20 protein-coding genes and 1 rRNA gene are annotated in these 26,234 nt (G+C 72.4%); 16 read left to right on the forward strand and 5 right to left on the reverse strand.

All coding sequences use genetic code 11. The annotated features are described in order from the left end of the window. Window positions 1-174 precede the first annotated feature (174 nt). Both rrf and ABT070_RS42515 read left to right on the forward strand, forming a co-directional pair. Window positions 175-291, forward strand: a 5S ribosomal RNA gene (gene rrf, locus ABT070_RS42505). Between the two features lie 1,492 nt (window positions 292-1,783). Next, complete coding sequence (locus ABT070_RS42515; RefSeq protein ID WP_351768374.1) at window positions 1,784-2,635, forward strand: hypothetical protein; 852 nt, start codon at window positions 1,784-1,786, stop codon at window positions 2,633-2,635. Between the two features lie 66 nt (window positions 2,636-2,701). Here the strand turns inward: ABT070_RS42515 and ABT070_RS42520 are convergent, their stop codons facing one another. After that, window positions 2,702-3,985: a DUF1015 domain-containing protein gene (locus ABT070_RS42520; RefSeq protein WP_351768344.1), complete on the reverse strand. Its 1,284-nt coding sequence runs from the start codon at window positions 3,983-3,985 to the stop codon at window positions 2,702-2,704. 73 nt (window positions 3,986-4,058) lie between these two features. On the opposite strand from ABT070_RS42520, the gene ABT070_RS42525 reads away from it, so the two are divergent. From ABT070_RS42525 to ABT070_RS42540, 4 genes are all read left to right on the forward strand, one after another. Then, window positions 4,059-5,087 carry an HAD hydrolase-like protein gene (locus ABT070_RS42525; RefSeq protein ID WP_351768345.1) on the forward strand — a complete coding sequence of 343 codons (1,029 nt, stop codon included), beginning with the start codon at window positions 4,059-4,061 and terminating at the stop codon, window positions 5,085-5,087. 157 nt (window positions 5,088-5,244) lie between these two features. After that, window positions 5,245-6,288: a FecCD family ABC transporter permease gene (locus ABT070_RS42530; protein WP_351768346.1), complete on the forward strand. Its 1,044-nt coding sequence runs from the start codon at window positions 5,245-5,247 to the stop codon at window positions 6,286-6,288. Then, complete coding sequence (locus tag ABT070_RS42535; protein ID WP_351768347.1) at window positions 6,285-7,349, forward strand: FecCD family ABC transporter permease; 1,065 nt, start codon at window positions 6,285-6,287, stop codon at window positions 7,347-7,349. Before ABT070_RS42530 ends, ABT070_RS42535 begins: the two co-directional genes overlap by 4 nt. Further along, window positions 7,346-8,248 (forward strand): ABC transporter ATP-binding protein, encoded by a 903-nt coding sequence (locus ABT070_RS42540; RefSeq protein WP_351768348.1) that lies wholly within the window; start codon window positions 7,346-7,348, stop codon window positions 8,246-8,248. Before ABT070_RS42535 ends, ABT070_RS42540 begins: the two co-directional genes overlap by 4 nt. On the opposite strand, the gene ABT070_RS42545 is transcribed toward ABT070_RS42540, so the two are convergent. Next, entirely contained in the window at window positions 8,232-8,579 is a 348-nt protein-coding gene (locus tag ABT070_RS42545; RefSeq protein ID WP_351768349.1) for an SCP2 sterol-binding domain-containing protein, read from the reverse strand. The genes ABT070_RS42540 and ABT070_RS42545 overlap by 17 nt on opposite strands. Window positions 8,580-8,621: 42 nt before the next feature. On the opposite strand from ABT070_RS42545, the gene ABT070_RS42550 reads away from it, so the two are divergent. From ABT070_RS42550 to ABT070_RS42570, 5 genes are all read left to right on the forward strand, one after another. After that, window positions 8,622-8,927, forward strand: a complete 306-nt coding sequence (locus tag ABT070_RS42550) for a hypothetical protein (protein ID WP_351768350.1) — start codon at window positions 8,622-8,624, stop codon at window positions 8,925-8,927. A 7-nt stretch (window positions 8,928-8,934) separates the two neighbouring features. After that, window positions 8,935-9,750 (forward strand): TlyA family RNA methyltransferase, encoded by an 816-nt coding sequence (locus ABT070_RS42555; RefSeq protein WP_351768351.1) that lies wholly within the window; start codon window positions 8,935-8,937, stop codon window positions 9,748-9,750. Continuing rightward, window positions 9,747-10,658 (forward strand): NAD kinase, encoded by a 912-nt coding sequence (locus ABT070_RS42560; protein WP_351768352.1) that lies wholly within the window; start codon window positions 9,747-9,749, stop codon window positions 10,656-10,658. Before ABT070_RS42555 ends, ABT070_RS42560 begins: the two co-directional genes overlap by 4 nt. A gap of 131 nt (window positions 10,659-10,789) precedes the next feature. After that, a complete protein-coding gene (recN, locus tag ABT070_RS42565; protein ID WP_351768375.1) occupies window positions 10,790-12,508 on the forward strand; it encodes a DNA repair protein RecN in 1,719 nt (572 codons plus the stop codon). Window positions 12,509-13,071: 563 nt separating this feature from the next. After that, entirely contained in the window at window positions 13,072-14,199 is a 1,128-nt protein-coding gene (locus ABT070_RS42570; RefSeq protein ID WP_351768353.1) for a glycosyltransferase family 4 protein, read from the forward strand. A 3-nt stretch (window positions 14,200-14,202) separates the two neighbouring features. On the opposite strand, the gene ABT070_RS42575 is transcribed toward ABT070_RS42570, so the two are convergent. After that, complete coding sequence (locus tag ABT070_RS42575) at window positions 14,203-15,846, reverse strand: PucR family transcriptional regulator (protein ID WP_351768354.1); 1,644 nt, start codon at window positions 15,844-15,846, stop codon at window positions 14,203-14,205. A gap of 81 nt (window positions 15,847-15,927) precedes the next feature. Here ABT070_RS42575 and ABT070_RS42580 point away from each other — a divergent pair, with 81 nt between their 5' ends. Beyond that, window positions 15,928-16,248, forward strand: a complete 321-nt coding sequence (locus tag ABT070_RS42580; protein ID WP_351768355.1) for a hypothetical protein — start codon at window positions 15,928-15,930, stop codon at window positions 16,246-16,248. A 52-nt stretch (window positions 16,249-16,300) separates the two neighbouring features. Here ABT070_RS42580 and ABT070_RS42585 read toward each other — a convergent pair whose 3' ends face one another. Both ABT070_RS42585 and ABT070_RS42590 read right to left on the reverse strand, forming a co-directional pair. Beyond that, window positions 16,301-17,683, reverse strand: a complete 1,383-nt coding sequence (locus tag ABT070_RS42585) for an FAD-binding oxidoreductase (RefSeq protein WP_351768356.1) — start codon at window positions 17,681-17,683, stop codon at window positions 16,301-16,303. 111 nt (window positions 17,684-17,794) lie between these two features. After that, window positions 17,795-19,597, reverse strand: coding sequence for a glycoside hydrolase family 15 protein (locus tag ABT070_RS42590; protein ID WP_057602024.1), 1,803 nt, complete (start codon window positions 19,595-19,597; stop codon window positions 17,795-17,797). Between the two features lie 469 nt (window positions 19,598-20,066). On the opposite strand from ABT070_RS42590, the gene pyrG reads away from it, so the two are divergent. The 4 genes from pyrG to ald all read left to right on the forward strand — a co-directional run bounded on the left by pyrG (window position 20,067) and on the right by ald (window position 26,199). Further along, window positions 20,067-21,731 carry a CTP synthase gene (pyrG, locus tag ABT070_RS42595; RefSeq protein WP_351768357.1) on the forward strand — a complete coding sequence of 555 codons (1,665 nt, stop codon included), beginning with the start codon at window positions 20,067-20,069 and terminating at the stop codon, window positions 21,729-21,731. A gap of 92 nt (window positions 21,732-21,823) precedes the next feature. After that, window positions 21,824-22,450, forward strand: coding sequence for an NUDIX domain-containing protein (locus ABT070_RS42600; protein WP_351768358.1), 627 nt, complete (start codon window positions 21,824-21,826; stop codon window positions 22,448-22,450). A gap of 280 nt (window positions 22,451-22,730) precedes the next feature. Beyond that, entirely contained in the window at window positions 22,731-24,938 is a 2,208-nt protein-coding gene (locus ABT070_RS42605) for a tetratricopeptide repeat protein (RefSeq protein ID WP_351768359.1), read from the forward strand. Window positions 24,939-25,074: 136 nt separating this feature from the next. Beyond that, window positions 25,075-26,199 carry an alanine dehydrogenase gene (gene ald / locus ABT070_RS42610; protein WP_351768360.1) on the forward strand — a complete coding sequence of 375 codons (1,125 nt, stop codon included), beginning with the start codon at window positions 25,075-25,077 and terminating at the stop codon, window positions 26,197-26,199. The last annotated feature ends 35 nt before the right edge of the window (window positions 26,200-26,234 follow it).

Genomic DNA, 26,234 nt, shown 5'->3' on the forward strand with positions numbered 1-26,234 from the left:
GTTGATAGGCCGGATGTGGAAGCCCAGTAATGGGTGAAGCTGACTGGTACTAATAGGCCGAGGGCTTGTCCTCAGTTGCTCGCGTCCACTGTGTTAGTTCTGAGGCAACGACTGTTGCCGGCTAGAGCTGAAAACAAGTAAAAAGTGTGCTTGTTCGCTCGAAACCATTAGGGTTTCGGTGGTCATAGCGTGAGGGAAACGCCCGGTTACATTTCGAACCCGGAAGCTAAGCCTCACAGCGCCGATGGTACTGCAGGGGGGACCCTGTGGGAGAGTAGGACACCGCCGAACAATCTTTGGAAGGACCCCTGGTCCCAGCGTTCAGCTGGGACCAGGGGTCCTTTTTGTTTTTCTGTAGCGCGCCGGGTACCCGGGTGCGCGAGAATGTTTGCGGTACCGAAGACAGGAGTCACCGATGTCCACCAACTCTCCCGACGATCGACCGGAGCGCGACCAGCGGCGACGGGACAGTAGTGGGGACCGTGACAACCGCGGCGGCAACGGCGGGGACCGTGGCGGTTTCCGTCGCGACAACGACCGTGCCGGCTCTGGCCGTCGGGATGACCGTCGTGACGACCGAGGCCGTAGTGATCGTGGTGAGCGCGGTGGATTCCGTGGTCCCCGGGACGACCGGCGTGACGACAACCGTGGTGGCGAGCGTCCTCCCTTCCGGCGCGATGACAATCGTGGTGGGGGCGGGGATCGTGACCGTGGTGGCTTCGGCCGTCGCGACGATCGCCGTGATGACCGTCGTGACGACAGCCGTGGTTCTCGTCCGGCCTTCCAGCGTGACGACCGTGGGCCGCGTCGTGACGACCGGGGCGAGCGTCCTCCCTTCCGTCGCGACGACCGAGGCAGCGACCGTCCCGCCTTCCGTCGTGACGACCGCCGCGATGACCGTCGTGACGACCGGGGCGGCGAGCGTCCCCCCTTCCGGCGTGACGACAACCGTGGTGGCGAGCGTCCTCCCTTCCGGCGCGATGACAATCGTGGTGGGGGCGGGGATCGTGACCGTGGTGGCTTCGGCCGTCGCGACGATCGCCGTGATGACCGTCGCGATGACAGCCGTGGTTCTCGTCCGGCCTTCCAGCGTGACGACCGTGGGCCGCGTCGTGACGACCGGGGCGAGCGTCCTCCCTTCCGCCGTGACGACCGAGGCAGCGACCGTCCCGCCTTCCGTCGTGACGACCGCCGCGATGACCGTCGTGACGACCGGGGCGGCGAGCGTCCCCCCTTCCGGCGTGACGACAACCGTGGTGGCGAGCGTCCTCCCTTCCGGCGCGACGACAATCGTGGTGGGGGCGGGGATCGTGACCGTGGTGGCTTCGGCCGTCGCGACGATCGCCGTGATGACCGTCGCGATGACAGCCGTGGTTCTCGTCCGGCCTTCCAGCGTGACGACCGTGGGCCGCGTCGTGACGACCGGGGCGAGCGTCCTCCCTTCCGCCGTGACGACCGAGGCAGCGACCGTCCCGCCTTCCGTCGCGACGACCGGCGTGACGACCGAGGCGGCGGCGAACGTCCCCCCTTCCGGCGTGACGACAACCGTGGTGGCGAGCGACCCGCTTTCCGGCGCGACGAGCGTCGTGACGACCGGGGCGGTGAGCGTGGTGGATTCCGCGGTCCTCGGGACGACCGTGGTCCTCGTAGGGACGACCGTGGTGGACGGCCCGGTGGGTCCGGTGGATTCCGGGGCCGTGACGGGCGCGACGACCGTCGGGACGACCGGCATGGTGGCGGGCCTCGGTTCCGTGACGAGCGCGACCGGGAGCCGATCAAGCGGCTGCCGATTCCGGAGGACGTCACCGGTGACGAGATCGACAAGGACGTACGGCAGGAGCTCCTGAGCCTGCCCAAGACGCTTGCCGAGGATGTCGCCAAGAACCTGGTGATGGTCGCCCGGCTGATCGACGAGGACCCCGAGGGTGCCTACGGGTACTCCAAGGTGGCCCTGCGGCTCGCTTCGCGTGTCGCCGCCGTGCGGGAGGCGGCCGGTTTCGCCGCGTACGCCACCCAGAAGTACAGCGAGGCGCTCGCCGAGTTCCGTGCCGCACGGCGGATGTCCGGCGGTGTCGAACTGTGGCCCGTCATGGCCGACTGCGAGCGTGGGCTCGGGCGGCCGGAGAAGGCGCTCGACATGGCCGGCGCTCCCGAGGTCAACAAGCTCGACAAGGCCGGCCAGGTGGAGATGCGGCTCGTCGCGGCGGGCGCCCGGCGTGACATGGGGCAACTGGACGCGGCCATCGTGACGTTGCAGAGTCCCGAGCTCGCTGCCGGCTCCGTCCAGCCGTGGACCGCGCGGCTGAGGTACGCGTACGCCGACGCGCTGCTGGCCGCCGGGCGTGAGGGCGAGGCACGGGAGTGGTTCGCGAAGGCCCTCGAGGCCGACCGGGACGGCAGCACGGACGCCTCCGACCGGCTCGCCGAGCTGGACGGGGTGGACTTCGTCGACGCCCTGGACGAGAACGAGACCGAGGACGCGGCCGAGACCGAGTCCCGGACCGAGACTCGGACCGAGTCCGTGTCGGACGGGGGCGTCGTCGAGAAGGCGACGGAAGAGGTCGAGGACGAGGACGACGTCGAGGCCGGCAGTGACGAGGCCGAGCGCGGTGCGGTCGACCGTGACGAGGACTGACGTGGGCCGGTGACGGCGACGAAGGGGCGGGATCCGGTTTCGACCGGGTCCCGCCCCTTCGTGCGTTCAGAGGTCGAGTGCGCGCAGGACCAGGCCCGAAGCGGGCTTCGGACCGAAGGACGTCGACTTGCGGGGCATCGTGACGCCCTGGCGGGCGAGTTCGCGGACGACCTCTTCGCGGACCGGGTGCAGGAGGACCGCCGTACCGCCGTCGCGTTCCGCCTTGCGTACCGTCGCGGCCGTGTCGTGGATGTAGGCGATGCGGGAGGGGTCGTCCTCCGGGATGTGCCAGATGTGCTCGAGGAGCGTCGCGTGCAGGACCGTGGCGTCCAGGGTGCGCCAGGCCTCGGGGAAGTCGGCGGGGATCGTGCGGTCGAGCAGTGCCGGGTCCGGGCGGTCGACGAGGTGGAAGGCGCCGTCGCCCGCCAGGAGGAACCCGTTGCCCGCGCAGGCCGCGTCCGCGAGGGCGTCGAGGGCTTCCGCGAGGGGGATGTCCAGGCGCTGGACGCGGAACCGGCCGTCGAGCGCGGTCACGGCGTCGGCCACTGGAAGGCCGTGCAGGAGGCGGTGGATGGCGCGGACGCGCAGGGGGTAGCGGGCGGTGTCGACCAGAAGGACGAGACCGTGGTCCCAGGGGCTGGGGGACGGGTGCTCCGCGCGCAGACGCAGGTAGGTCGCCCAGCGGTGGTGGCCGTCGGCGATGAGGGCCTGGTGGTGGGCGAGGTCCGCGAGGACACGGGCGGTCTCGGTGGGGTCGGTGATCGCCCAGAGACGGTGGCTGTAGCCGTCCTCGGTGGTGGTGGAGAGCAGCGGGGGACGCTCCGCCGCGCGGTCCACGATCTCGGCCGCCGTGCCGTCGCCGCGGTAGGTGAGGAGGAGGGGCTCCAGGTTCGCGTGCGTGGCGCGCATCAGGGCCGCGCGGTCCGCGACGATGTGCGGCATGACGTCCTCGTGGGGGAGGACGATCCCTTCCGACGGCTCCGAGACGCGCAGGGTGCCGATCAGGCCGCGCTGGAGCATGCCGTCCGCGTGCCGCTGCTCGTAGACGTACAGGGCGGGCTCGGGGTCGGCGGTGAGGACGCCCTCGGACAGCCAGCCGCGCAGGGTGTCGGCGGCCTGTTCGTTGCGGGCGGCGGGAGTGGTGGCCTGGGGCAGGATCAGACGGACGATGTTGTACGGGTCCGCGTCCTGGAGGTGGTGCAGGCCGTCGGGGCGGACCACGACGTCGTACGGCGGGGAGGTGACGGCGGCGAGACTGCCGACCCGGTCGGGGTCGTAGCGCAGGCCTCGGAACGGGGTGAGTTCCAGGCCTCGGGGCGCCGTTGCTTCCGAGTGACCTGCTGAGTTCATCCCGGCATCGTACGTGTGTCGGTGGCATGCGGGATGATCGGGGGAAAGCGGAACGAACGAGGAGCGATGCGGAATGAGCCGGAGCGTCAGGACGAGGCCCGAGGGCAGTGGGCAGGCCCTGAGCGAGGCGTACGACACGGCGCTGCTCGACCTGGACGGGGTGGTGTACGCGGGGGGCAACGCGATCGCGTACGCCGTCGAGTCGCTGGCCACCGCACGGGCGGGCGGGATGCATCTCGCGTACGTCACCAACAACGCGTTGCGGACGCCGGACGCGGTGGCCGGGCATCTGACGGAGCTGGGGATACCGACGGACGCCGACGACGTCATCACCTCGGCGCAGGCGGTCGCGCGGCTGATCAGTGAGCAGGTGCCGACGGGCGCGCGGGTGCTGGTGATCGGCGGGGAGGGGCTGCGGGTCGCGCTGCGCGAGCGCGGGCTCGAGCCGGTGGAGTCGGCGGACGACGATCCGGCGGCCGTGGTGCAGGGGTTCGGCGGGCCCGATCTGCCGTGGGGACGGTTCGCCGAGGCTTCGTACGCCGTCGCGCGCGGGGTGCCGTGGTTCGCGTCCAACACCGACCTGACGATTCCCAGCGGGCGTGGCATCGCGCCGGGCAACGGCGCGGCGGTGCAGGTCGTGCGGATCGCGACCGGGGCCGAACCGCAGGTGGCGGGCAAGCCGTTGCCTCCGATGCACCGGGAGACGATCCTGCGGACCGGCGCCGAGCGGCCGTTGGTCGTCGGGGACCGGCTGGACACGGACATCGAGGGGGCGTTCAACGGCGAGGTCGACTCGCTGCTCGTCCTCACCGGTGTCACCGACGGGGCGCAGCTGCTCGCCGCGCCGCCGCAGCACCGGCCCACGTATGTCGACAGCGATCTGCGGGGGATGCTCACCGGTCAGCCCGAGGTCGCCGTGGACGGTGACGGCTTCCGGTGCGGTGGCTGGACGGCGAGCGCGGGCGCCGGGAGTCTGGAGCTGGCGGGGGACGGCGAGAGCATGGACGGGCTGCGGGCGCTGTGCGCGGCGGCCTGGACGGCCGCCGGTGACGGGACGTGTGAGCTGGACGGAGGGAAGGCGCTGGCGCGGCTGGGGTTGTAGCCGCCCGGCTGCCCGGCTGCCGGAAGACGGCTGAAGAGGCCTGAAGAGGCCTGAAGAGGAGCGGGTGGTGGGGCCGGGGCGCGGTGACGTTGAGCGGGCCGGCACGGGCCGTGACCAGGTATCGAAGCGCGTTGGCAGGGTAGGCTAACCTAACTGCGTGTTGGTCGACAGTGTTCCTGAACAGCGCGCGGAAACCGCCCCCGCGCCTCCCGGACGCCGGGCGGTACGGTCCGTCGGGCTGCTTGCCGCCGTGGCGGTCCTGCTGCTGGTGGCGGTGGTGAGCATCGCCGTCGGGGCCAAGGAGTTGTCCGTCGCGCAGGTCCTGCACGGGCTGTTCGAGGACTCGGGCACGTACGCGGACGTCGTGGTCGACGAACGGTTGTCGCGGACCGTGCTGGGGCTGCTCGTCGGGGCCGCGCTCGGGCTGTCCGGCGCCGTGCTCCAGGCGCTGACGCGCAATCCGCTGGCCGACCCCGGGCTGCTCGGTATCAACGCGGGCGCCTCGGCGGCCGTCGTCACCGCCATCACCTACTTCGGCGTCACGAGCCTGACCGGCTATGTGTGGTTCGCGTTCTTCGGGGCGGCCGCCGTCGGCGCGCTGGTCTGGTTCCTCGGCGGGAGCCGGGGAGCCACGCCGGTGCGGCTCGCGCTCGCCGGCACGGCGATCAGCGCCGCGCTCTACGGCTATCTCCAGGCCGTGATGATCATGGATGACGCGGCGCTCGCCAGGATGCGGTTCTGGACGGTCGGTTCGCTGTCCACGGCGACCGACGAGACCATCCGGCAGGTGCTGCCCTTCCTGGTCGTCGGCACCCTCCTCGCGTTCGCCCTCGCCCGGCCGCTGAACGCCGTGACGATGGGCGACGACACCGCCAAGGCGCTGGGCGCCGATCTCCACCGCACCCGGGCGCTGTCGATGCTGGCCGCGACCGTGCTGTGCGGTGCCGCGACCGCCGCCTGCGGTCCGATCGTGTTCGTCGGACTGATGGTCCCGCACATCGTCCGCTCGTTCACCGGGCCCGACCTGCGCTGGATCATGCCGTACGCGGCCGTCCTGTCGCCGGTGCTGCTGCTCGGCTCCGATGTCATCGGCCGGGTCGTCGCCCGGCCCTCGGAGGTCCAGGTCGGCATCATCACCGCGATCATCGGCGGCCCGGTCTTCATCTTTCTCGTACGACGGCGGAGGACGGCCCAGCTGTGAAGACCGCTCAGAAGATCCCCCACGGCCGCCGCCCTCGGGCGCTGCGCACCCCGGGTGGGTTCTCCGTCCGGCTGGAGCCGCGGGCGCTGATCGTCGTCGCCTCGCTGGTGGCGGCCGCGCTCGCCGCGAGCGTGGTGCTGATCGGCACCGGTGACTTCCCCATCCCGGCCGGCGACGTCGTGCGGACGCTGCTCGGCGACGGCAACGCCGGCCAGGAGTTCATCGTCAACGAGCTGCGGCTGCCCCGGGTCCTCGTGGGGCTGCTCGTCGGGGCCTCGCTGGGGCTCGGCGGTGCGCTCTTCCAGGCCGTGTCGCGCAATCCGCTGGGCAGCCCGGACGTCCTGGGGCTCGGACAGGGCGCGACGGCCGGCGCGCTCGTGATGATCGTGCTGTTCTCCGGGAGCGCCGCCCAGGTGGCCGTCGGCGCGCTGGTGGGCGGTCTGGCGACCGGGGCCCTCCTCTATCTGCTGGCCTGGAAGCGGGGCGTCCACGGGTACCGGCTGGTGCTCGTCGGCATCGGGCTCTCGGCGATCGCGACGGCGGTCAACGGCTATCTGATGACCAAGGCCGACTTCGTCGACGCGTCCCGCGCGGTCGTGTGGATGACCGGCACCCTCGACGGCCGTGACTGGAAGCAGGTCTGGCCGCTGCTGGCGCTGGTCTGTGTGCTCGTGCCGCTCGTGCTCGCCAACGGGCGCGGGCTGCGGATGATGGAGATGGGCGACGACGTCTCCTACGCGCTGGGGGTGCGCGTGGAGCGCGTCCGGCTGCTGCTGATGGTCTCCGCCGTGCTGCTCACCGCGGCCGCCACCGCCGCCGCGGGCCCCGTCAGTTTCGTGGCGCTCACCGCGCCGCAGCTCGCCCGGCGCCTGACCCGCTCGCCCGGGCCCAACCTCGTGCCGTCGCTGTGCATGGGCGCCGCCCTGCTGGTCACCGCCGACTGGGCCTCGCAGCGGCTCTTCGGCGACGGACAGCTGCCCGTGGGCGTTGTCACCGGTGTGCTGGGCGGGGTGTACCTGCTGTGGCTCCTCGTCACCGAGCGCAGGGCGGGGCGGATATGAGCGGCGGGGCGGATACGAGCGGCGCCCTCGACGACAAGGGCCGCCCGGCCGACCGGAACAACCGAAGGAGCACAGTGAACCGCCTGTCCGCCGAGAACGTCACCCTCGCCTATGACCAGCGGGTCATCGCCGAACAGCTGTCGGTGGAGATACCGGACAACTCCTTCACGGTGATCGTCGGCCCGAACGCCTGCGGCAAGTCGACGCTGCTGCGGGCGCTGTCGCGGATGCTGAAGCCGAGCCGGGGCCGGGTGCTGCTCGACGGGCAGGTCATCCAGTCGATGCCCGCGAAGAAGGTGGCGCGGACGCTGGGGCTGCTGCCGCAGTCGTCGATCGCGCCCGACGGGATCACCGTCGCGGACCTCGTGGGCCGTGGCCGCTACCCGCACCAGGGCATCCTGCGCCAGTGGTCGGCCGAGGACGAGCGGGTCGTGCAGGAGTCCATGGCGCAGACCGGGGTCGCCGAGCTCGCCGACCGCTATGTCGACGAGCTGTCCGGAGGGCAGCGCCAGCGCGTGTGGATCGCGATGGCCCTCGCCCAGCAGACTCCGTTGCTGCTGCTCGACGAGCCGACGACCTACCTCGACATCCAGCACCAGATCGACGTACTGGACCTGTGCGCGGAACTGCACGAGGAGCAGGGGCGCACGCTCGTCGCGGTGCTGCACGACCTCAACCACGCGGCCCGGTACGCCACCCACCTGATCGCGCTGAAGGGCGGCGAGGTCATCGCGCAGGGCGCGCCGAACGACATCGTCGACGCGGGGCTGGTGGAGGAGGTGTTCGGGCTGCGCTGCCAGGTCATCGACGACCCGGAGACGGGCACCCCGCTGGTGGTCCCGGCGGCGCGGAAGGCGCGGGTGCGGGTCGAGCAGGCGGTCGCTACAGAAGTTTCCTGAGCTGGAACAGATCGCGCAGGCCCGCCTCCAGCTTCACCCGTCCCGAGCCCCAGGCCTTCGCGAAGTTCAGTTCGCCGGCGACCAGCGCGACCAGATCGTCGCCGGTCATGGCCAGCCTGATCTGGGCCTTCTCCACCGGGGGCCCCTGAAGGGTGTCCTGCACGACGATGCGGCCGCCGGCCATGCGGCCGACGAACGTGACGTCGAGGTCGGTGATCCGGCAGCTCACCGAACGGTCCAGGGCGGCGGCGGTCCGGACGTCCCCGTCGGCGCTGCGCATGTTGTCCGAGAGCTTCTCGAGTGCGGCGTGGCACTCCTCGATCGTGGCCATCGTGATCGACGGTACCCCAGGCGTTCGGGGTAGCGTCTTCGCATGAGCGACACAGCGCCGGAGACCGGGACGGAGGCCGCCCCGGAGGCCGTGCCCGAGCAGCAGCCCGAGCCGGAGCCGGAGCACGATCCCGCGGCTCCCGCCCCGCTGGGCGTCCCCCGGGCCCCCACCGGCGACGCGGAGGTGGACGCCCTGCTGGACCGGCTGGCCGACGCCGACCACCTCGCCACCGACGGACACGTCGAGGTGTACGAGGATGTGCACCGGGGGCTGCGCGACGCGCTCACCGCGCTCGACGCCCGCCCGGGACCTCCGGCGCCCCCGGCCGCACATCGACACAGGAGCTGAACCGAACGTGGCAGGAGTCGCACGACGCCGTCTGGACGCGGAGCTGGTCCGCCGCAAGCTCGCGCGCTCGCGTGAGCATGCCGGCCAGCTGATCGCCGCCGGGCGGGTCACCGTCGACAAGAGCGTCGCGACCAAGTCCGCCACCCAGGTCGAGACGGCGGCCGCGATCGTGGTCGCCGTCGACGGCGACGACCCCGACTACGTGTCCCGGGGCGGCCACAAGCTCGCCGGGGCGCTGGCCGCGTTCGTGCCGCTGGGGCTCGTGGTGGAGGGGCGGCGGGCGCTGGACGCCGGCGCGTCGACCGGCGGGTTCACCGATGTGCTGCTGCGGGCGGGGGCCGCGCACGTGGTCGCCGTCGACGTCGGATACGGACAACTCGCGTGGTCTCTGCAGAGCGATGAACGCGTCACCGTCAAGGACCGTACGAACGTACGCGAGTTGACGCTTGAAGCGATCGATGGGAAGCCTGTGGATCTTGTCGTGGGGGACTTGTCCTTCATCCCGCTGGGGCTGGTGCTGCCGGCCCTGGCTCGGTGCACCGAGCCGGACGCGGACCTGGTGATGATGGTCAAGCCGCAGTTCGAGGTGGGGAAGGAACGGCTCGGCAGCGGGGGTGTCGTGCGGAGTCCGCAGCTGCGGGCGGAAGCGGTGCGGGGCGTCGCCGGGAAGGCGTGGGACCTGGGGCTCGGGGTGAAGGGCGTCACCGCCAGCCCGCTGCCCGGGCCTTCGGGCAACGTCGAGTACTTTCTGTGGCTCAGGGCCGGGGCGCCTGCCCTCGACCCGGCCGATGTTGACCGTGCAGTTGCGGAGGGGCCGCGTTGACTCAGAACCGAGCTCGTACTGTTTTCCTGCTCGCCCACACCGGGCGGCCCGCTGCCATCCGCAGCGCCGAGCTGGTCGTCAAGGGCCTGCTGCGTGAGGGCATCGGGGTGCGCGTCCTGGAGTACGAGGCCGCCGACCTGCCCCTGCCGGAGGAGGTGGAGCTGGTCTCCGAGGCCACTCCGCAGTGCCTGGAGGGGTGCGAGCTGCTCATCGTCCTCGGCGGCGACGGCACGCTGCTGCGCGGCGCCGAGTTCGCGCGGGCGTCCGGGGTGCCGATGCTCGGCGTCAACCTCGGCAGCGTCGGCTTCCTGGCCGAGGCCGAGCGCGACGACCTCGACAAGGTCGTCGACCGGGTGGTGTCCAGGGCCTACGAGGTCGAGGAGCGGATGACCGTCGACGTCGTCGTGCACAAGAACGGCGACATCGTGCACACGGACTGGGCGCTGAACGAGGCGGCCGTGCAGAAGGCCGGCGCGGAGAAGCTGCTGGAAGTCGTGCTGGAGATCGACGGGCGGCCGGTCACCGGGTTCGGGTGCGACGGGATCGTCCTGTCGACTCCCACCGGGTCCACCGCCTACGCCTTCTCGGCGGGCGGGCCTGTGGTGTGGCCCGAGGTCGAGGCGCTGCTGATGGTGCCGATCAGCGCGCACGCGCTGTTCGCAAAGCCGCTGGTGACCTCGCCCGACTCCGTGCTCGCCGTCGAGGTGCTGCCGCACATTCCGCCGGGCGTGCTGTGGTGCGACGGACGGCGGACCGTCGAGCTGCCCGCGGGCGCCCGGGTCGAGGTGCGGCGGGGGGCGGTGCCGGTCCGGCTGGCCCGGCTGCATCACGCTTCGTTCACGGATCGGCTGGTGGCGAAGTTCGCCCTGCCCGTCTCCGGATGGCGAGGGGCCCGGCACCAGCCGTGAGACAGGTCCACTCGGCTGGGTGATAAGTGAGGCCTCTCCGCTTTCGTCCACCTGCTGCTTCGTGCTCCGGGGCCGGGGGGCGTCGCACTTCCTCCCCCCGACCTCGTAAGGTCTTGTCCGTGTTGGAGGAGATGCGGATACGGTCGCTCGGAGTCATCGACGACGCGGTCGTCGAGCTGTCGCCAGGCTTCACCGCTGTCACGGGTGAGACGGGCGCGGGCAAGACCATGGTGGTCACCAGCCTCGGGCTGCTGCTGGGCGGGCGCGCTGATCCCGCGCTCGTGCGGATCGGCGCCGAGAAGGCGGTCGTGGAGGGGCGGATCTCCGTGCCCCCGAACGCCTCGGTGCTGGTACGGGCCGAGGAGGCCGGGGCCGAGCTCGACGACGGTGCGTTGCTCATCAGCCGTACCGTTTCCGCCGAAGGGCGGTCGCGGGCGCACGTGGGCGGGCGGAGCGTGCCCATGGGCGTGCTCGCCGAGCTCGCCGACGAGCTGGTCGCCGTCCACGGGCAGACCGACCAGCAGGGGCTGCTGAAGCTGTCCCGGCAGCGGCAGGCGCTCGACCGGTACGCGGGCGACGCGGTGACCGTGCCGCTCGCCAAGTACACCGAGGCCTACCGGCGGCTGCGGGCCGTCGCGGTGGAGCTGGACGAGATCGTCACGCGCGCGCGTGAGCGGGCCCAGGAGGCCGACCTGCTGCGTTTCGGGCTCGACGAGATCGCCGGCGTCGAACCGCGCGCCGGGGAGGACGTGGAGCTGGCGGAGGAGGCCGAGCGGCTCGGGCACGCGGAGGCGCTGTCGTCCGCCGCCACGGCCGCCCACGCCGCTCTCGCCGGCAACCCGGAGGATCCCGAGGGCATCGAGGCCACCACGCTCGTCGCGGGCGCGCAGCGGGCCCTGGAGGCCGTCAGGTCGCACGATCCGGCGCTGGCCGCGCTCGCCGACCGGATCGGGGAGATCGGGATCCTGCTGGGCGATGTGGCGGGCGAGCTCGCGGGGTACGCCGACGACCTCGACGCCGATCCGCTGCGGCTGTCGGCCGTCGAGGAGCGGCGGGCCGCGCTCACCGGGCTCACCCGCAAGTACGGGCGGGACGTGGACACGGTGCTCGTCTGGGCCGAGCAGAGCGTCGCCCGGCTCACCGAGCTGGACGGCGACGACGAGCGCGTCGACGAGCTGACCGCCGAACGGGACGCGCTGCGCGGCGAACTCGGCGGCCTTGCGCAGGCGCTGACGGACGCGCGCACGGAGGCCGCCGAGCGGTTCGCCGCCGCCGTGACCGCCGAGCTGGCCTCGCTCGCCATGCCGCACGCGCGCGTGTCGTTCGACATCCGGCAGACCGAGGACCCGGAGGGGGTCGAGGTCGACGGACGTCCGGTCGCCTACGGGCCGGCCGGCGTGGACGAGGTCGAGCTGCTGCTCGCCCCGCACCCGGGCGCGCCGCCGCGGCCCATCGCCAAGGGCGCGTCCGGCGGTGAGCTCTCGCGCGTGATGCTGGCCGTCGAGGTCGTGTTCGCGGGCACGGATCCCGTGCCGACGTATCTCTTCGACGAGGTCGACGCGGGTGTGGGCGGCAAGGCGGCGGTCGAGATCGGGCGGCGCCTCGCGCGGCTCGCCAGGACTGCTCAGGTCGTGGTGGTCACCCACCTTCCGCAGGTCGCCGCCTTCGCCGACCGGCAGCTGCTGGTCGAGAAGACCAACGACGGGTCCGTGACCCGGTCCGGCGTGAAGGTCCTGGAGGGCGAGGACCGCATCCGGGAGCTGTCCCGGATGCTCGCCGGCCAGGAGGACTCCGAGACGGCCCGGGCGCACGCGGAGGAACTGCTGGCCACGGCCCGCGCGGACCGCTAGAGACGGTCGGCCCGGGCCCGGCCGGGCCGGTCCGGATGCCGGGCGGCCGTCGGGGGTTCCCTGGGGTGAGGGCATGGTCGCACCGAGGGGGACGGGGCCGTGCGTTCGCGGCGGCGGCCGGGCTGACCTGGCTGACGGCGGCCGCTCCGCGCGCCGCGGCGCCCGGAGGACGCGCACGCCGGGAGCGCGAGAACCACGCCGGGCGGACGGTCGGGCTGCACCTGGGCCCCGCCCGCTGCCCGCTGCCCGCCGCCCGTTGCCCGCCGCGCGCCGCCCGCCGCAGCCGTCGTGGTCGTGGTCGCGGCCGTGTACGGGGATCGGGTGAGCGAGGCGGCGGGGTCGGCATTCGGGTAATCGAACGGAACCCCGATTTCTCTCACCCGTGTGGGTGATGCGGGGGGCGCTGTGACCGGGTGTCAGGGCGCTCGGCGGCACGGAACACCCGTACGTGCTGGCATCCTTGGGCGTAGTACGTGGAGGAACGCCAGCGGTCCACCCCTCCGCCCGGTCCTTCTGTACGTTTCTTCGTGACCGTCCGACGCTGAACCAGGAGCCCCGGCCACGTGAGCAGCCACTCACCGCACGGTCAGTCGTCGCTGCGCACCGTGCAGGTGCTGGGCGGCGGCAACGCCGGCAGCAGCGCACACGTGCGATCCCTGGCCGCGGGGCTCGTCGCGCGGGGCGTGCGAGTGACGGTGTGCGCCCCCGGCGAGGCGGATGACACCTACGACTTCACGGGCGCCGGAGCCGAACACGTGCACGTGCCGCGCAGCAGCGATCCGGGGTCCGTGGCGGCGCTCCGGGCGGCCTGCACGGACGCCGATCTCGTCCACGCGCACGGACTGCACGCCTCGTTCCGGGCCGTCCTCGCGCTCAGCGGCCGGCGCACCCCGCTCATCGTCACCTGGCACAACCGCGCGCACGCCGAGGGGGCCCGCGCCCATCTGCTGCGGCTGCTGGAACGCCGGGTCGCGAGGACGGCCACCGTGGTCCTCGGCACCACCTCCGACCTCGTCGACCGGGCCCGCAGGACCGGTGCGCGCGACGCACGGCTTGCCGCCGTGGCACTGGCCCGGCCCCACCGCACCGAGGGCAACGAGGAGTCCGAACCGCCACCCTCGAAGCTGCGGGCCGAACTCGGCGCCATGGGACGCCCGTTGTTCGTGGCCGCGGGTTCCCTGGACGGCCACCGCGGTCACGGACTGCTGTTGGACGCCGCGCGGCTCTGGCGCGGGCTCGACCCCGTGCCGCTGGTCGTGCTGGCGGGGGAGGGGCCGCGGCGGGCGGAGCTCCAGCGCCGCATCGAGGACGAGGAGCTGCCGGTCCGGCTGCTGGGGCGCCGCGACGACGTGAGCGAACTGCTCGCCGCCGCCGACCTCGCGCTGCTGCCCGGCGGCGGGGAGTCCCGGTCGGTCCTGGCCCAGGAGGCCCTGCACGCGCGCGTACCGCTCGTCGCCACCCTGACCGGGGGTGTCCGCGAACTCGTCGGCGACGCGGCCGAACTGGTCCCGCCGCACGATCCGGCGGCCTTCGCCGCAGCCGTCGTACGCCTCCTCGACGATCCCGGGCGGGCCGCGACCCTGCGGGACCTGGGTACCCGGCAGGCGGCGGGCTGGCCCACCGAGGACGAGACCGTCGCCCAGGTCCTCAGCGTCTACGACGAGCTGACACAGCCCCAGCCGATGATCTGAGCCCTACGCCACGTGCCGCCGCGCCCGCAGCGCCAGGCTCAACGCCAGGACCGTCTGCGGGTCGTCGAGGTCGGTGCCGAGCAACTCGCCGATGCGGGCGAGGCGGTTGTACAGCGTCTGGCGGTTCAGATGCAGCTCGCGGGCCGTCTCCGCCTTGCGGCCGGCGTGCGCCAGATAGGTCTCCAGGGTGGGCAGCAGGGGCGGCTTGGAGCGGTGGTCGTGGTCGCGGACCGGGCCGATCGCGCGCTCCACGAAGGCCGCCAGGTCGGGCTGGTCGCGCAGCCGCCACAACAGGAGGTCGATGTCCAGGCGGCGGGCGTCGTACCAGGGGCGGTCCGGCAGCCCCTGCGCGGCGGTCGCCGTCTCCGCCGCGTGTCTGAGGCCCGCCGACGCGGCCGCCCAGCCGCCCGCCACCCCGACCACCACCACCGGCGGCTGGGCCCCCGGCCGCTGCATCCCGGCCCGTTCCACCCCGGCCCGCAGTGCCGCCGCCACCCGGTCCGCCACCGCCGAGCGCTCTGACTCCGAGCGCAGGCCCAGCAGCAGCGGCACCCGCCCCTCCACCGGCCGCACGCCCAGCAGCACCGGCACACCGACCGACGCCAGCTCCTCCGCGACCGCCCGTGCCAGCACCGCCCAGCCCCCGCCGGGGGAGAGGCCGTCGCCCAGCCGCATGACGACCGGGAGCAGCGGACTGGTGCCGGGCTTGAAGCCGAGGACGCGCGCCTGCGCCGGAGCGTCCTCCGCGGCGATCCGGCCCTCGGCGAGGTCGGTGAGGAAGTCGCCCCGGCCGCGTGCCGCGAGCTCCTCCTCCTGGCGGGCCTGCATCAGCACCACGGCCAGGATCCCGGCCGCCCGGTCGGCGGCGATCCGGTGCACCGGTGCGAGAGGGGCGCGCACGGGCAGCAGCACGAGCCGGGCGCGCACCGAACCCGCCCCCGGCCCGCCCCCGGGCACGTCCACCAGCACCGAGCCCGCGGGCGGCGGCGCCTCCTTGTGCGGCCCGCGCAGGCCCTCCCACACCTGGAGCGGGTCCGCGCCCTCGGGCCCGGCCCCGGCGGCGTACAGGAGCTGTCCCTCGGTCGTCTCCAGGAAGACGGGGTTGCCGCTGAAGTCCGCCAGGATGCCCAGGACCTGTGGTATCCCGCCCCCGCCGAGCAGCGCCTCCGTGCAGCGCCGGTGCACTTCCTCGGCCTGCTGGAGCAGTGCGTAGTGCCCGTTGACGATCTCGGTGTGGATCTCCTCCGTGACCGTCACGAACGGCACCTCACGGTGCAGTTGGACCAGCGGGAGCCCGGTCGCGCGCGCCGTCTCGACCAGGGCCGCGGGCAGCCGGGCGAAGCGCGGGCCCAGCTCGATCACCAGGGCCGCGATGCCTCGCTCGGCCAGGGTGCGGACGAACACCCGCTGCTCCGCCGGACGGGTGCCGAGGCCGTAGCCGGTGGTCAGCAGCAGCTCGCCGCCCTTGAGCAGCGAGGCGATGTTCGGGACCTCGCCCGCGTGCACCCAGCGCACCGTGCGGCCCAGCCGGTCGGCGCCCGCGAGGATCTCGGGGAGCCCGCTGCGCAGGCCGGGCAGCTCCAGCGCGCGCCGCACGGTGATGCCGGCGCTCTGGCTGTCGAATCGGTGGTCCGTGCGGCTGTCCATGCAGCGGACGCTACCTGCGCGGACGTGCCGGTGACATCTCCGTGCCCGCGTGGGCCGGCCGTCGCCGGGTAGCGGCGGGCCATGGACTTCAGCGTGGTGGCCGTGGCCCGTGAGGACGACAGCCCGTTCGACGAACCGCTGCGGGTCGCGGCGCTCGCCGAGGCCGGTTTCGGGGCGGCCGTCGAGCTCGCCGCGGGCGGCGCCGACCGTGCCGCGCTGGTCCGCGCCCTGGCGGCGGCCGCGGCCACCGTCGGCCTGGTCGGCAGCCCGGACGCCGTGCGGGCCCGGATCGACGCCTACGCGGCGGCGGGACTCGACGAGATCGCGCTCGTCCCGGCGACGGCGGCCGATCCGGCGGGGGAGCGGACACTGACGGCGCTGGCGGCGCTCCAGCAGGGCTGACGGCCCGGACCGACGCCCGGAACACTCGTTTCGACGCTCGGACCGACGGCTCTCAGGTCGGCTTGATGTTGTGGTTGAAGCGGAAGACGTTGTCGGGGTCGTACCGCCGTTTCACGTCCCCCAGCCGCCGGGCGTTCGCCTCGCCCACGCCCGCCACGACCCGGTCGGCACCCTCGTCGCCGATGAAGTTGAGGTAGACCGCGCCCGTGCTCCACGGCTGTACGTCGGCCCGGACGTCCCGGACCCACTGGACGCACCGCTCGTCGTCGGCCGGGTCCTCCCACAGGCCGAAGGGGTGCACACCCCAGGGCGCGTCGCGGTAGGGCACCGGGTACTCGTGCGGGCCGGCGGCGATCGCGCCGCCCTGCGGGAACAGCGCGTGCATCGTGCCCGTCGGCACCGGCATGGCCCGGCCGCGGGCGCAGTACACGTCCACGAAGTCGTCCGGGGCGCCCGTCAGATACTCCGCGGACCAGTAGTTCCGCATCCCGGGCGGATCGTCGATCATGCACTGGACGTCGGCGTACGGCATCGCGCCGACGACCTCGGTCGCGTGCGGCAGCGCCAGCAGCGGTTCGGCGAGCTTGCGCATGTCCGCCTCGGGGCCCGCGTACGTCAGCAGCACCCCGCACAGCAGCGAACCGATCAGGTGCGGTGGGACGAACTCCTCCGGCGGCCCGGAGAGGTAGATGACGGCGCCGCCCGCCTCGTCCGGGCCGGCCGTGATCACGTCCCGGAAGGTGCGGGTGACCTCGGCGCCGAACTCGGGCAGGTACAGCAGCAGCGCGATGGAGAACTCGGGCAGCTCGTGCAGCTTCAGGGTGAGCGCGGTGGCGATCCCGAAGTTGCCGCCGCCGCCGTGCAGCGCCCAGAACAGGTCCGGGCTCTCGTCGGCGTTCGCGTGCACGCGGTGGCCCTCGGCGGTGACCAGCTCGACGCCGAGCAGGTTGTCGACGGCCAGCCCGTACCGGCGGTCCAGCCAGCCGGTGCCGCCGCCGAGGACGAAGCCGCCGACGCCGGTCGTGGAGGCCCGTCCGCCGGTCGTGGCGAGTCCGTGGGGCTGGCAGGCGCGGTCCAGGTCGCTCATCGTGGCCCCGCCCGCGACCCGTACCGCCTCGGCGGCGGGATCGACGGTGACCGCGCGCATATGGCGCAGGTCCACCACCAGGGCCCCGTCGCCCAGTGCCATGCCCGCGACGCTGTGTCCGCCGCCGCGCACCGCGACGGGCAGGTCCAGATCACGGGCGAAGCGCACCGACCGCACGACGTCGGACTCGTCCACGCACTGGGCGATCACCGCGGGCCGGCGGTCGATCATCGAGTTGAAGACGGCCCGGGCCTCGTCGTAACCCGGATCCTCCGGGGCGAACACGTCGCCGACCAGTTCCTCGCGCAGCGCGGCGAGGGCCGCGCCCGCCTTCGATGGGGAGGCCATGAGGCGCCCCCTTCCGTGCAGGGGCAGATGGCTCCAGCGTAGGCGTGCGCGGCCGCCCGGTCCTGTTCGGCGGCCGCGCGTCACCGGTTGGTAAGACCCCGGCGCGGGCGCTCAGCCGCCGTACGCCCCCGACGCCGTCAGGCGCAGGGCCGTGTCGATCAGCGGGACGTGGCTGAAGGCCTGCGGGAAGTTGCCGACCTGACGCTGGAGGCGAGGGTCCCACTCCTCGGCGAGCAGACCGAGGTCGTTGCGCAGGGACAGCAGCTTCTCGAACAGCTTGCGGGCCTCGTCCACCCGGCCGATCATCGCGAGGTCGTCCGCCATCCAGAACGAGCAGGCCAGGAAGGCGCCCTCGTCACCGGGCAGGCCGTCGACGCCCTCGTCGCCGCCCGAGGTGGGGTAGCGCAGGATGAAGCCGTCCGGGGTGGAGAGCTCGCGCTGGATCGCCTCGATGGTGCCGATCACGCGCTTGTCGTCCGGGGGCAGGAAGCCCATCTGCGGGATGAGCAGCAGGGACGCGTCCAGCTCCTTGGAGCCGTAGGACTGCGTGAAGGTGTTGCGTTCCTTGTCGTAGCCCTTCTCGCACACGTCCCGGTGGATGTCGTCGCGCAGCTCGCGCCACTTCTCCAGCGGGCCGTCCGCGTCGCCGGACTCGATCAGCTTGATCGTGCGGTCGACGGCGACCCAGGCCATCACCTTGGAGTGCACGAAGTGGCGGCGCGGGCCGCGCACCTCCCAGATGCCCTCGTCCGGCTCGTCCCAGTGCTGCTCCAGGTAGCGGATCAGCTTGAGCTGGAGCAGGGAGGCGTAGTCGTTGCGGGCCAGGCCGGTCATGTGGCCCAGGTGCAGGGCCTCGGTGACCTCGCCGTAGACGTCCAGCTGGAGCTGGTGCGCGGCGCCGTTGCCGACCCGGACCGGGCCGGAGTTCTCGTAGCCGGGCAGCCAGTCCAGCTCGGCCTCGCCCAGCTCGCGCTCGCCCGCGATGCCGTACATGATCTGGAGGTTCTCGGGGTCGCCCGCGACGGCCCTCAGCAGCCACTCGCGCCAGGCGCGGGCCTCCTCGCGGTAGCCGGTGCGCAGCAGCGAGGACAGGGTGATGGCCGCGTCGCGCAGCCAGGTGTAGCGGTAGTCCCAGTTGCGGACGCCGCCGATGTCCTCGGGCAGGGAGGTGGTGGGCGCGGCGACGATGCCGCCGGTCGGGCCGTAGGTCAGCGCCTTGAGCGTGATCAGCGAGCGGATCACCGCCTCGCGGTAGGGGCCGTGGTACGTACAGTGCTCGACCCACTCGCGCCAGAAGTCCTCGGTCGCCTGGAGCGACTGCTCCGGCTCGGGCAGCGCGGGCGGCTCCTTGTGCGAGGGCTCCCACGAGATCGTGAACGCGATCCGGTCACCCGGCGCGACCGTGAAGTCCGCGTACGTGGTCAGCGACTTGCCGTAGGTCTCGCACTCGGTGTCGAACCACACGGAGTCCGGGCCGGCGACGGCCACCGTGCGGCCCTCGTGCTTGTGCACCCACGGCACGACCCGGCCGTAGGAGAACCGCATCCGCAGCGCGGAGCGCATCGGGACGCGGCCCGAGACGCCCTCGACGATCCGGATCAGCTGGGGCGCGCCGTCGCGAGGGGGCATGAAATCGGTCACGCGGACGGTGCCGCGCGGGGTGTCCCACTCCGACTCCAGGATGAGCGAGTCGCCCCGGTAGGTGCGCCGGGCCGCGCTCGGCGGGGGCGCGTCGGAGGCGTGCGCGGGGCCGAGGCGCCAGAACCCGTGTTCCTCGGTGCCGAGCAGTCCTGCGAAGATCGCGTGCGAGTCGAAGCGGGGCAGGCACAGCCAGTCGACTGTGCCGTCCCGGCAGACCAGCGCGGCGGTCTGCATGTCTCCGATGAGTGCGTAATCTTCGATGCGCCCGGCCACGTGCAACTCCAGTCGAACGGCCACGTCACCCCCGTGTGGAACGGGGGCTGTCGCTAGTGCGGTCAAGGGGTCGTTTGTAATGCGTCGTTGAGCGCTGAAGCAAAGCAGCCGCTCAGCCATATAGGCAAAACGCCGATTCCTGCTCAACGAACTGACGAGCTCTCGTTGTTCCGGTGGGGATACGGACTGGGGTGTGCCGTCTTGCCGACCGGGCTCGGCAGCGAGTGTCCGAGCAGGATACGACGCACGTAGATGATCTGCGTGCCGCTCCGGACAACGCGGGTGGGCCGAACGGGTGAGCAACGGGTGAGGAACCGGTGCTCGGGGGCCGCCCGTGTCGACCTGTGCGCGGAGCGTGGCCGGAAGCCATCTCCCTGAGGCGCTGATACCCTGGTAGCCCGTGGACCGGTGGTCTCGAAGCCCCCGAACCGCACCTCCGAATCGCGACCACGGGAGCCCCCTCTTGGCCATGACGCCCAAATCCACGACGACCAAGCACATCTTCGTCACCGGGGGTGTCGCCTCCTCGCTCGGCAAGGGCCTGACGGCCTCCAGCCTCGGCATGCTGCTGAAGGCACGGGGTCTGCGCGTCGTGATGCAGAAGCTCGACCCGTACCTGAACGTCGACCCGGGCACGATGAACCCCTTCCAGCACGGTGAGGTGTTCGTCACCAACGACGGTGCCGAGACCGACCTGGACATCGGACACTACGAGCGCTTCCTCGATCGTGACTTGGACGGCTCCGCCAATGTCACTACAGGCCAGATCTATTCGACGGTGATCGCCAAGGAGCGGCGCGGCGAGTACCTGGGCGACACCGTGCAGGTCATCCCGCACATCACCAACGAGATCAAGCACCGCATCCGCCGGATGGCCACGGACGAGGTCGACGTCGTGATCACCGAGGTCGGCGGCACGGTCGGCGACATCGAGTCGCTGCCGTTCCTGGAGACGGTCCGCCAGGTCCGTCACGAGGTGGGCCGGGACAACGTCTTCGTGGTTCACATCTCGCTCCTGCCGTACATCGGTCCCTCGGGTGAGCTGAAGACCAAGCCGACCCAGCACTCGGTCGCGGCCCTGCGGAACATCGGTATCCAGCCCGACGCGATCGTGCTGCGCTGCGACCGCGAGGTGCCGACCGCGATCAAGCGCAAGATCTCGCTGATGTGCGACGTCGACGAGGACGCGGTGGTGGCCTGCCCCGACGCCCGCTCGATCTACGACATCCCCAAGACCGTGCACGGAGAGGGCCTGGACGCCTACGTCGTCCGCAAGCTGGACCTGCCGTTCCGCGATGTGGACTGGACGACCTGGGACGATCTGCTCGACCGCGTCCACAACCCCGACCACGAGATCACCCTCGCCCTGGTCGGCAAGTACATCGACCTGCCCGACGCGTATCTCTCGGTCACCGAGGCGCTGCGCGCCGGCGGCTTCGCCAACAAGGCCCGCGTGAAGATCAAGTGGGTCACGTCGGACGACTGCAAGACCCCGGCGGGCGCCAAGGCGCAGCTCGAGGACGTCGACGGGATCTGCATCCCGGGCGGCTTCGGCGACCGCGGTGTGCTCGGCAAGGTCGGCGCGATCCGCTACGCCCGCGAGAACAGGATCCCGCTGCTGGGCCTGTGCCTGGGCCTGCAGTGCATCGTGATCGAGGCCGCGCGCAACCTGGCCGACATCGGTGACGCCAACTCCACCGAGTTCGACCCGGCCACCGGCCACCCGGTCATCTCGACCATGGCCGAGCAGCTCGACATCGTGGCCGGCGAGGGCGACATGGGCGGAACGATGCGCCTGGGCATGTACCCGGCCAAGCTGGCCGAGGGCTCGATCGTCCGCGAGGTGTACGACGGCAAGGAGTACGTCGAGGAGCGCCACCGGCACCGCTACGAGGTGAACAACTCCTACCGCGCCGAGCTCGAGAAGAAGGCGGGCATCCTGTTCTCCGGCACCTCGCCGGACGGCAAGCTCGTCGAGTACGTCGAGTACCCGCGGGACGTCCACCCGTACCTGGTCGCCACGCAGGCGCACCCCGAGCTGCGCTCGCGGCCCACGCGTCCGCACCCGCTGTTCGCCGGCCTCGTGAAGGCCGCGGTCCAGCGGACCGTCGAGGCGGAGAAGACTTCGAAGTAACACACCAGTTGTACGGTGGCCGGGGTGCAAACCTTCAAGGGTGGGCACCCCGGTTTTCGTTTGCGCACGTGGCACGTGGAAGGACGCATGGCATGACGATCAAGGACACCCCCGAGGCGTGGGAGATCCGGTCGAGCGAGACCCCGTTCGTCGGCAACAAGACCTCGGTCCGCACGGACGAGGTGGTCATGCCCGACGGATCGGTGGTGCGCCGGGACTTCCAGGTCCACCCGGGTTCCGTGGCCGTCCTCGCCCTCGACGAGGAGGGCCGTGTCCTGCTCATCAAGCAGTACCGCCACCCCGTGCGGCAGAAGCTGTGGGAGATCCCGGCCGGTCTGCTCGACGTGCCCGGCGAGAACCCGCTGCACGCAGCCCAGCGCGAGCTGTACGAGGAGGCGCACGTCAAGGCCGAGGACTGGCGGGTGCTGACCGACGTCTACCCCACCGCGGGCGGCTGTGACGAGTCGGTGCGCATCTTCCTGGCCCGCGACCTGTCCGAGGCCGACGGGGAGCGCTTCGAGGTGGAGGACGAGGAGGCCGACATGGAGCACGCGCGGGTGCCGGTCGACGAGCTCGTCCGGGGTGTGCTCGCGGGCGACGTGCACAGCAACTGCCTCGTCGTGGGTGTGCTCTCCCTGGTCGCCGCGCGCACCGGCGACGGGCTCGACGCGCTGCGCCCGGCCGGGGCGCCCTGGCCGGCGCGCCCGTTCGAGGCGTGACGCCTCCGCCGCCCTCTTCTGCCCTCTTCTGCCCTCCTCCGCTCCGCCCCTCTCCGCCCCTCTCCGCCCCTTTCCGCCCCTCTCCGTCCTCCTGAGACCGTCCCTTCCGAGGCCGTCCCACCCCCGTCCGGTGTGACGATCGGCTGATCCGATCGGGGGACGTCTCGGCGATGCCCGCCGTACTCCACCCGGAACGTCGCAGAGCGTGAACTAGGCTCTGGAATCGCCCGATCCGGAGTCCCGGCGGGCTTGCGCGTGCGGTGGGACGGGAGTGTGGCCCGTGACGGATCAGGCAGTGGACACAGGCGGCGTGCAGCTGTCGGGACACGCTGCGACAGAGGGCCATTTCCTGGGCCGGGTACGGGAGTTGAAAGAACTGCGGGCCGACATCGAGCGCGCGGGGCTGGACACCATCTCCGGAAAGAAAGCACCACGCGCGCGCGTGCTCCTCATCGCCGGCCGGCCCGGCTCCGGGCGCACGGCGCTCGCCGAGGAACTCGTCAGGCAGGTCGCCGACCGCTACCGCGACGGCGTCCTGCGCGCCCGCCTCGCCGAGCCCGACGGCACCCCCGTGCCGGTCGAGCGGGCCGCCCGTGAACTGCTCACCGCACTGGACGTGCCGACCCCGCCGGGCGCCGACGAGGACGATCTCGCGGCCGTCCTGCGCCAGACCCTCGCCGAGCGCCGCATGCTGCTCCTGCTCGACGACGCGGCCGGCGCCGAACAGGTCGACGCGCTGCTCCCGGACACCCCCCAGTGCCTCCTCGTCGCCGTCTCCGCCGGACCGCTCACCGGCATCGCGGACGTCCGCCCCTGCACCCTGGGCGGCCTGGACACCAAGTCCGCCCTCGAACTGCTGAGCCGGTACACCGGCTCGGTCCGCATCACCGTCGACCCGCGGTCCGCCGAGGGCCTCGTGGAGGCCTGCCAGGGCCAGCCGGCCGCGCTGAACCTGGCGGGCGGCTGGCTCGCCGCACGCCCCAAGGCGGCCGTCGCCGACCTCGCCAAGCAGCTCCACGCGGAGGGCGACGAGGGCTCCCCGCTCAGCCGGGTCTTCCGGCTCGTGCACGCCACGCTGCCCGCCCCCGCCGCCCGGATACTGCGACTGCTCTGCCTGGCCCCGGCCGGCCTCGCCGACCCGCACACCGCCTCGGCGCTCGCCGGCTGCTCGGTGGGCGCCGCCCAGACCACCCTGGGCGACCTCGCCGCCCTGGGCCTGCTGCGGACCGTGGACTCCCCGCTGCCCCAGTACGAGGTGCCCGCCTGCCTGTACCCCCTGCTGCGCGCCGCGGCCGAGACCCACGACCGCCCGGCCGAGCTCCAGCTGGCCCGCGCCCGCATGCTGGAGCGGACGGTGCGGCTGCTCCAGTCCTGCCGCGCCATCACCGAGACCGACAACCCCCAGGCCCGCGAGAAGCTCCAGGGCCTGCCCAGCGCCCTGCGCTTCCCCACCCCCCGCGCGGCCGCCGACTGGCTGCGGGTCCGCCGGCCCGCCCTGCTCGCCTCGGCCCGTCTGGCGGTCGCCGACGGCGAGCTGGACACCCTGGCCCGCCGGCTGATGTCCCAGCTGGTCAGGGCCATGGTCGCGCACTTCGGCACGCAGGCGGCGGCGCCCGACCTGTACGGCGTCCACCAGCTCGTCCTGGACGTGGCCGAGCGCCGGAACCTGCCCCGCGAGAAGGCCGCCGCCCTGCTGAACCTCGCCGACGTGGACGCCAGGACCGGCCGCACGGCGGAGGCACTGGTGCGCTATCGGGCCGCGCTGGACGCCGGACGCGAGGCGAACGACCCGTATGCGATCGGGCGCGCGATGGAATCCGTAGGCGGCGCCCATCTAGAGCTCGGGGACTACGACCGGTCCGCCGACTGGTTCGGACGGGCCCTGGCCCAGCGGCTGGCCCGCGACGAGCGCGCGGACGCCGCCCGGCTCTACGGCCGGATCGCCACCGCGCACACCTACGCGGGCCGCTACGGCGAGGCGCAGCGGGCCTGGCGGGCCGCGGCCGCCGGGCACCGCAAGAACGGCGACGTGGGCGCTCACGCGCGGGCGCTGAGCGAGCTGGCCCGGGTCCAGGAGTACGCGGGGCGCCCAGAGGAGTCGCTGCGCACCTGCCAGGAGGCGGTGGAGTGGGCGCGGCGCGCCGAGGACACGCGTCTGCAGGCGGCGGTGCAGCTGAGGCTGGCGGACACCCTGGAGCGGCTCGGCGACCCGGTGGCGGCCGGCCTGCACCGGGGCGCGGCCGAGCGCATCCTGGGAGAGGAGCTCCCGGACCGAGATCCGGAGCCGGACCCGGAGGCCGAGCCGGAAACCGGGCCGGAAGCCGGGCCGGATCCCACGTCGGGACCGGAGCCGGCGCCGGAGCCGGGGCCGGAGTCCGGGCCGGAGCCAGGGCCGGAATCGGAGTCAGAGGCAGGGTCAGAACGGTCCGATCTCCTGGAACACCGCGCTAACACCTGCGAAATCCGTAGTACACCCGCTGAAGATTGATGCAATGAAAGGCTAGACAGCGGGAACACCTTCATTAGACTGGCTCTGCCGCACGTTCTCCTGCGGTGCATCCCGGTGTGCCCTCTATCTCCGGGTATGTCTTCGCTGTGCCCCCACATCTACTGAGCCAAGGACCGTGATCCACGTGAAGGTCGGCATCCCCCGCGAGGTCAAGAACAACGAGTTCCGGGTGGCCATCACCCCCGCCGGTGTGCACGAACTGGTGCGCCACGGCCACCAGGTCGTCGTCGAACGCAACGCCGGTGTCGGCTCGTCCATCACGGACGAGGAGTACGTGGCCGCCGGCGCGCGCATCCTCGAGACCGCCGACGAGGTGTGGGCCACCGCCGACCTGCTGCTGAAGGTCAAGGAGCCCATCGCCGAGGAGTACCACCGCCTCCGCAAGGACCAGACGCTCTTCACCTACCTGCACCTGGCCGCGTCCAAGGAGTGCACGGACGCCCTCGTCGAGTCCGGCACCACGGCGATCGCCTACGAGACCGTCGAGCTGCCGAGCCGCGCGCTGCCGCTGCTCGCCCCGATGTCCGAGGTCGCGGGCCGGCTGGCCCCCCAGGTCGGCGCCTACCACCTGATGCGCGCCAACGGCGGCCGCGGTGTGCTGCCCGGCGGGGTGCCGGGCGTGCTGGCCGCCAAGGCGGTCGTCATCGGCGGCGGTGTCTCCGGCTGGAACGCGGCGCAGATCGCCATCGGCATGGGCTTCCACGTGACGCTGCTCGACCGTGACATCAACAAGCTCAAGGAGGCCGACAAGATCTTCGGTACGAAGATCCAGACGGTCGTCTCCAACGCCTTCGAACTGGAGAAGGCCTGCCTCGAGGCGGACCTCGTCATCGGCGCCGTCCTGATCCCGGGCGCCAAGGCTCCCAAGCTGGTCACCAACGAGCTCGTGTCCCGGATGAAGCCGGGAAGTGTTCTTGTCGACATCGCGATCGACCAGGGCGGCTGCTTCGAGGACTCCCGTCCGACCACTCACGCCGAACCGACCTTCCCGGTCCACGAGTCGGTCTTCTACTGCGTCGCCAACATGCCCGGCGCGGTCCCCAACACCTCCACCTACGCGCTCACCAACGCCACGCTGCCCTACATCGTCGAACTCGCCGACAAGGGCTGGGTGGAGGCGCTGCGCCGCGATGCCGCGCTGGCCAAGGGCCTCAACACCCATGACGGCAAGGTCGTTTACCGCGAGGTCGCGGAGGCGCACGGCCTGGAGCACATGGAGCTGGACCAGCTGCTCGGCTGAGCCGCCGCCCCGAGCCGCCCGACCAAGTCGCCCCG

Origin of the sequence: Streptomyces sp. NPDC002884 (assembly GCF_040295245.1) — a bacterium.
GTDB lineage: Bacteria > Actinomycetota > Actinomycetes > Streptomycetales > Streptomycetaceae > Streptomyces.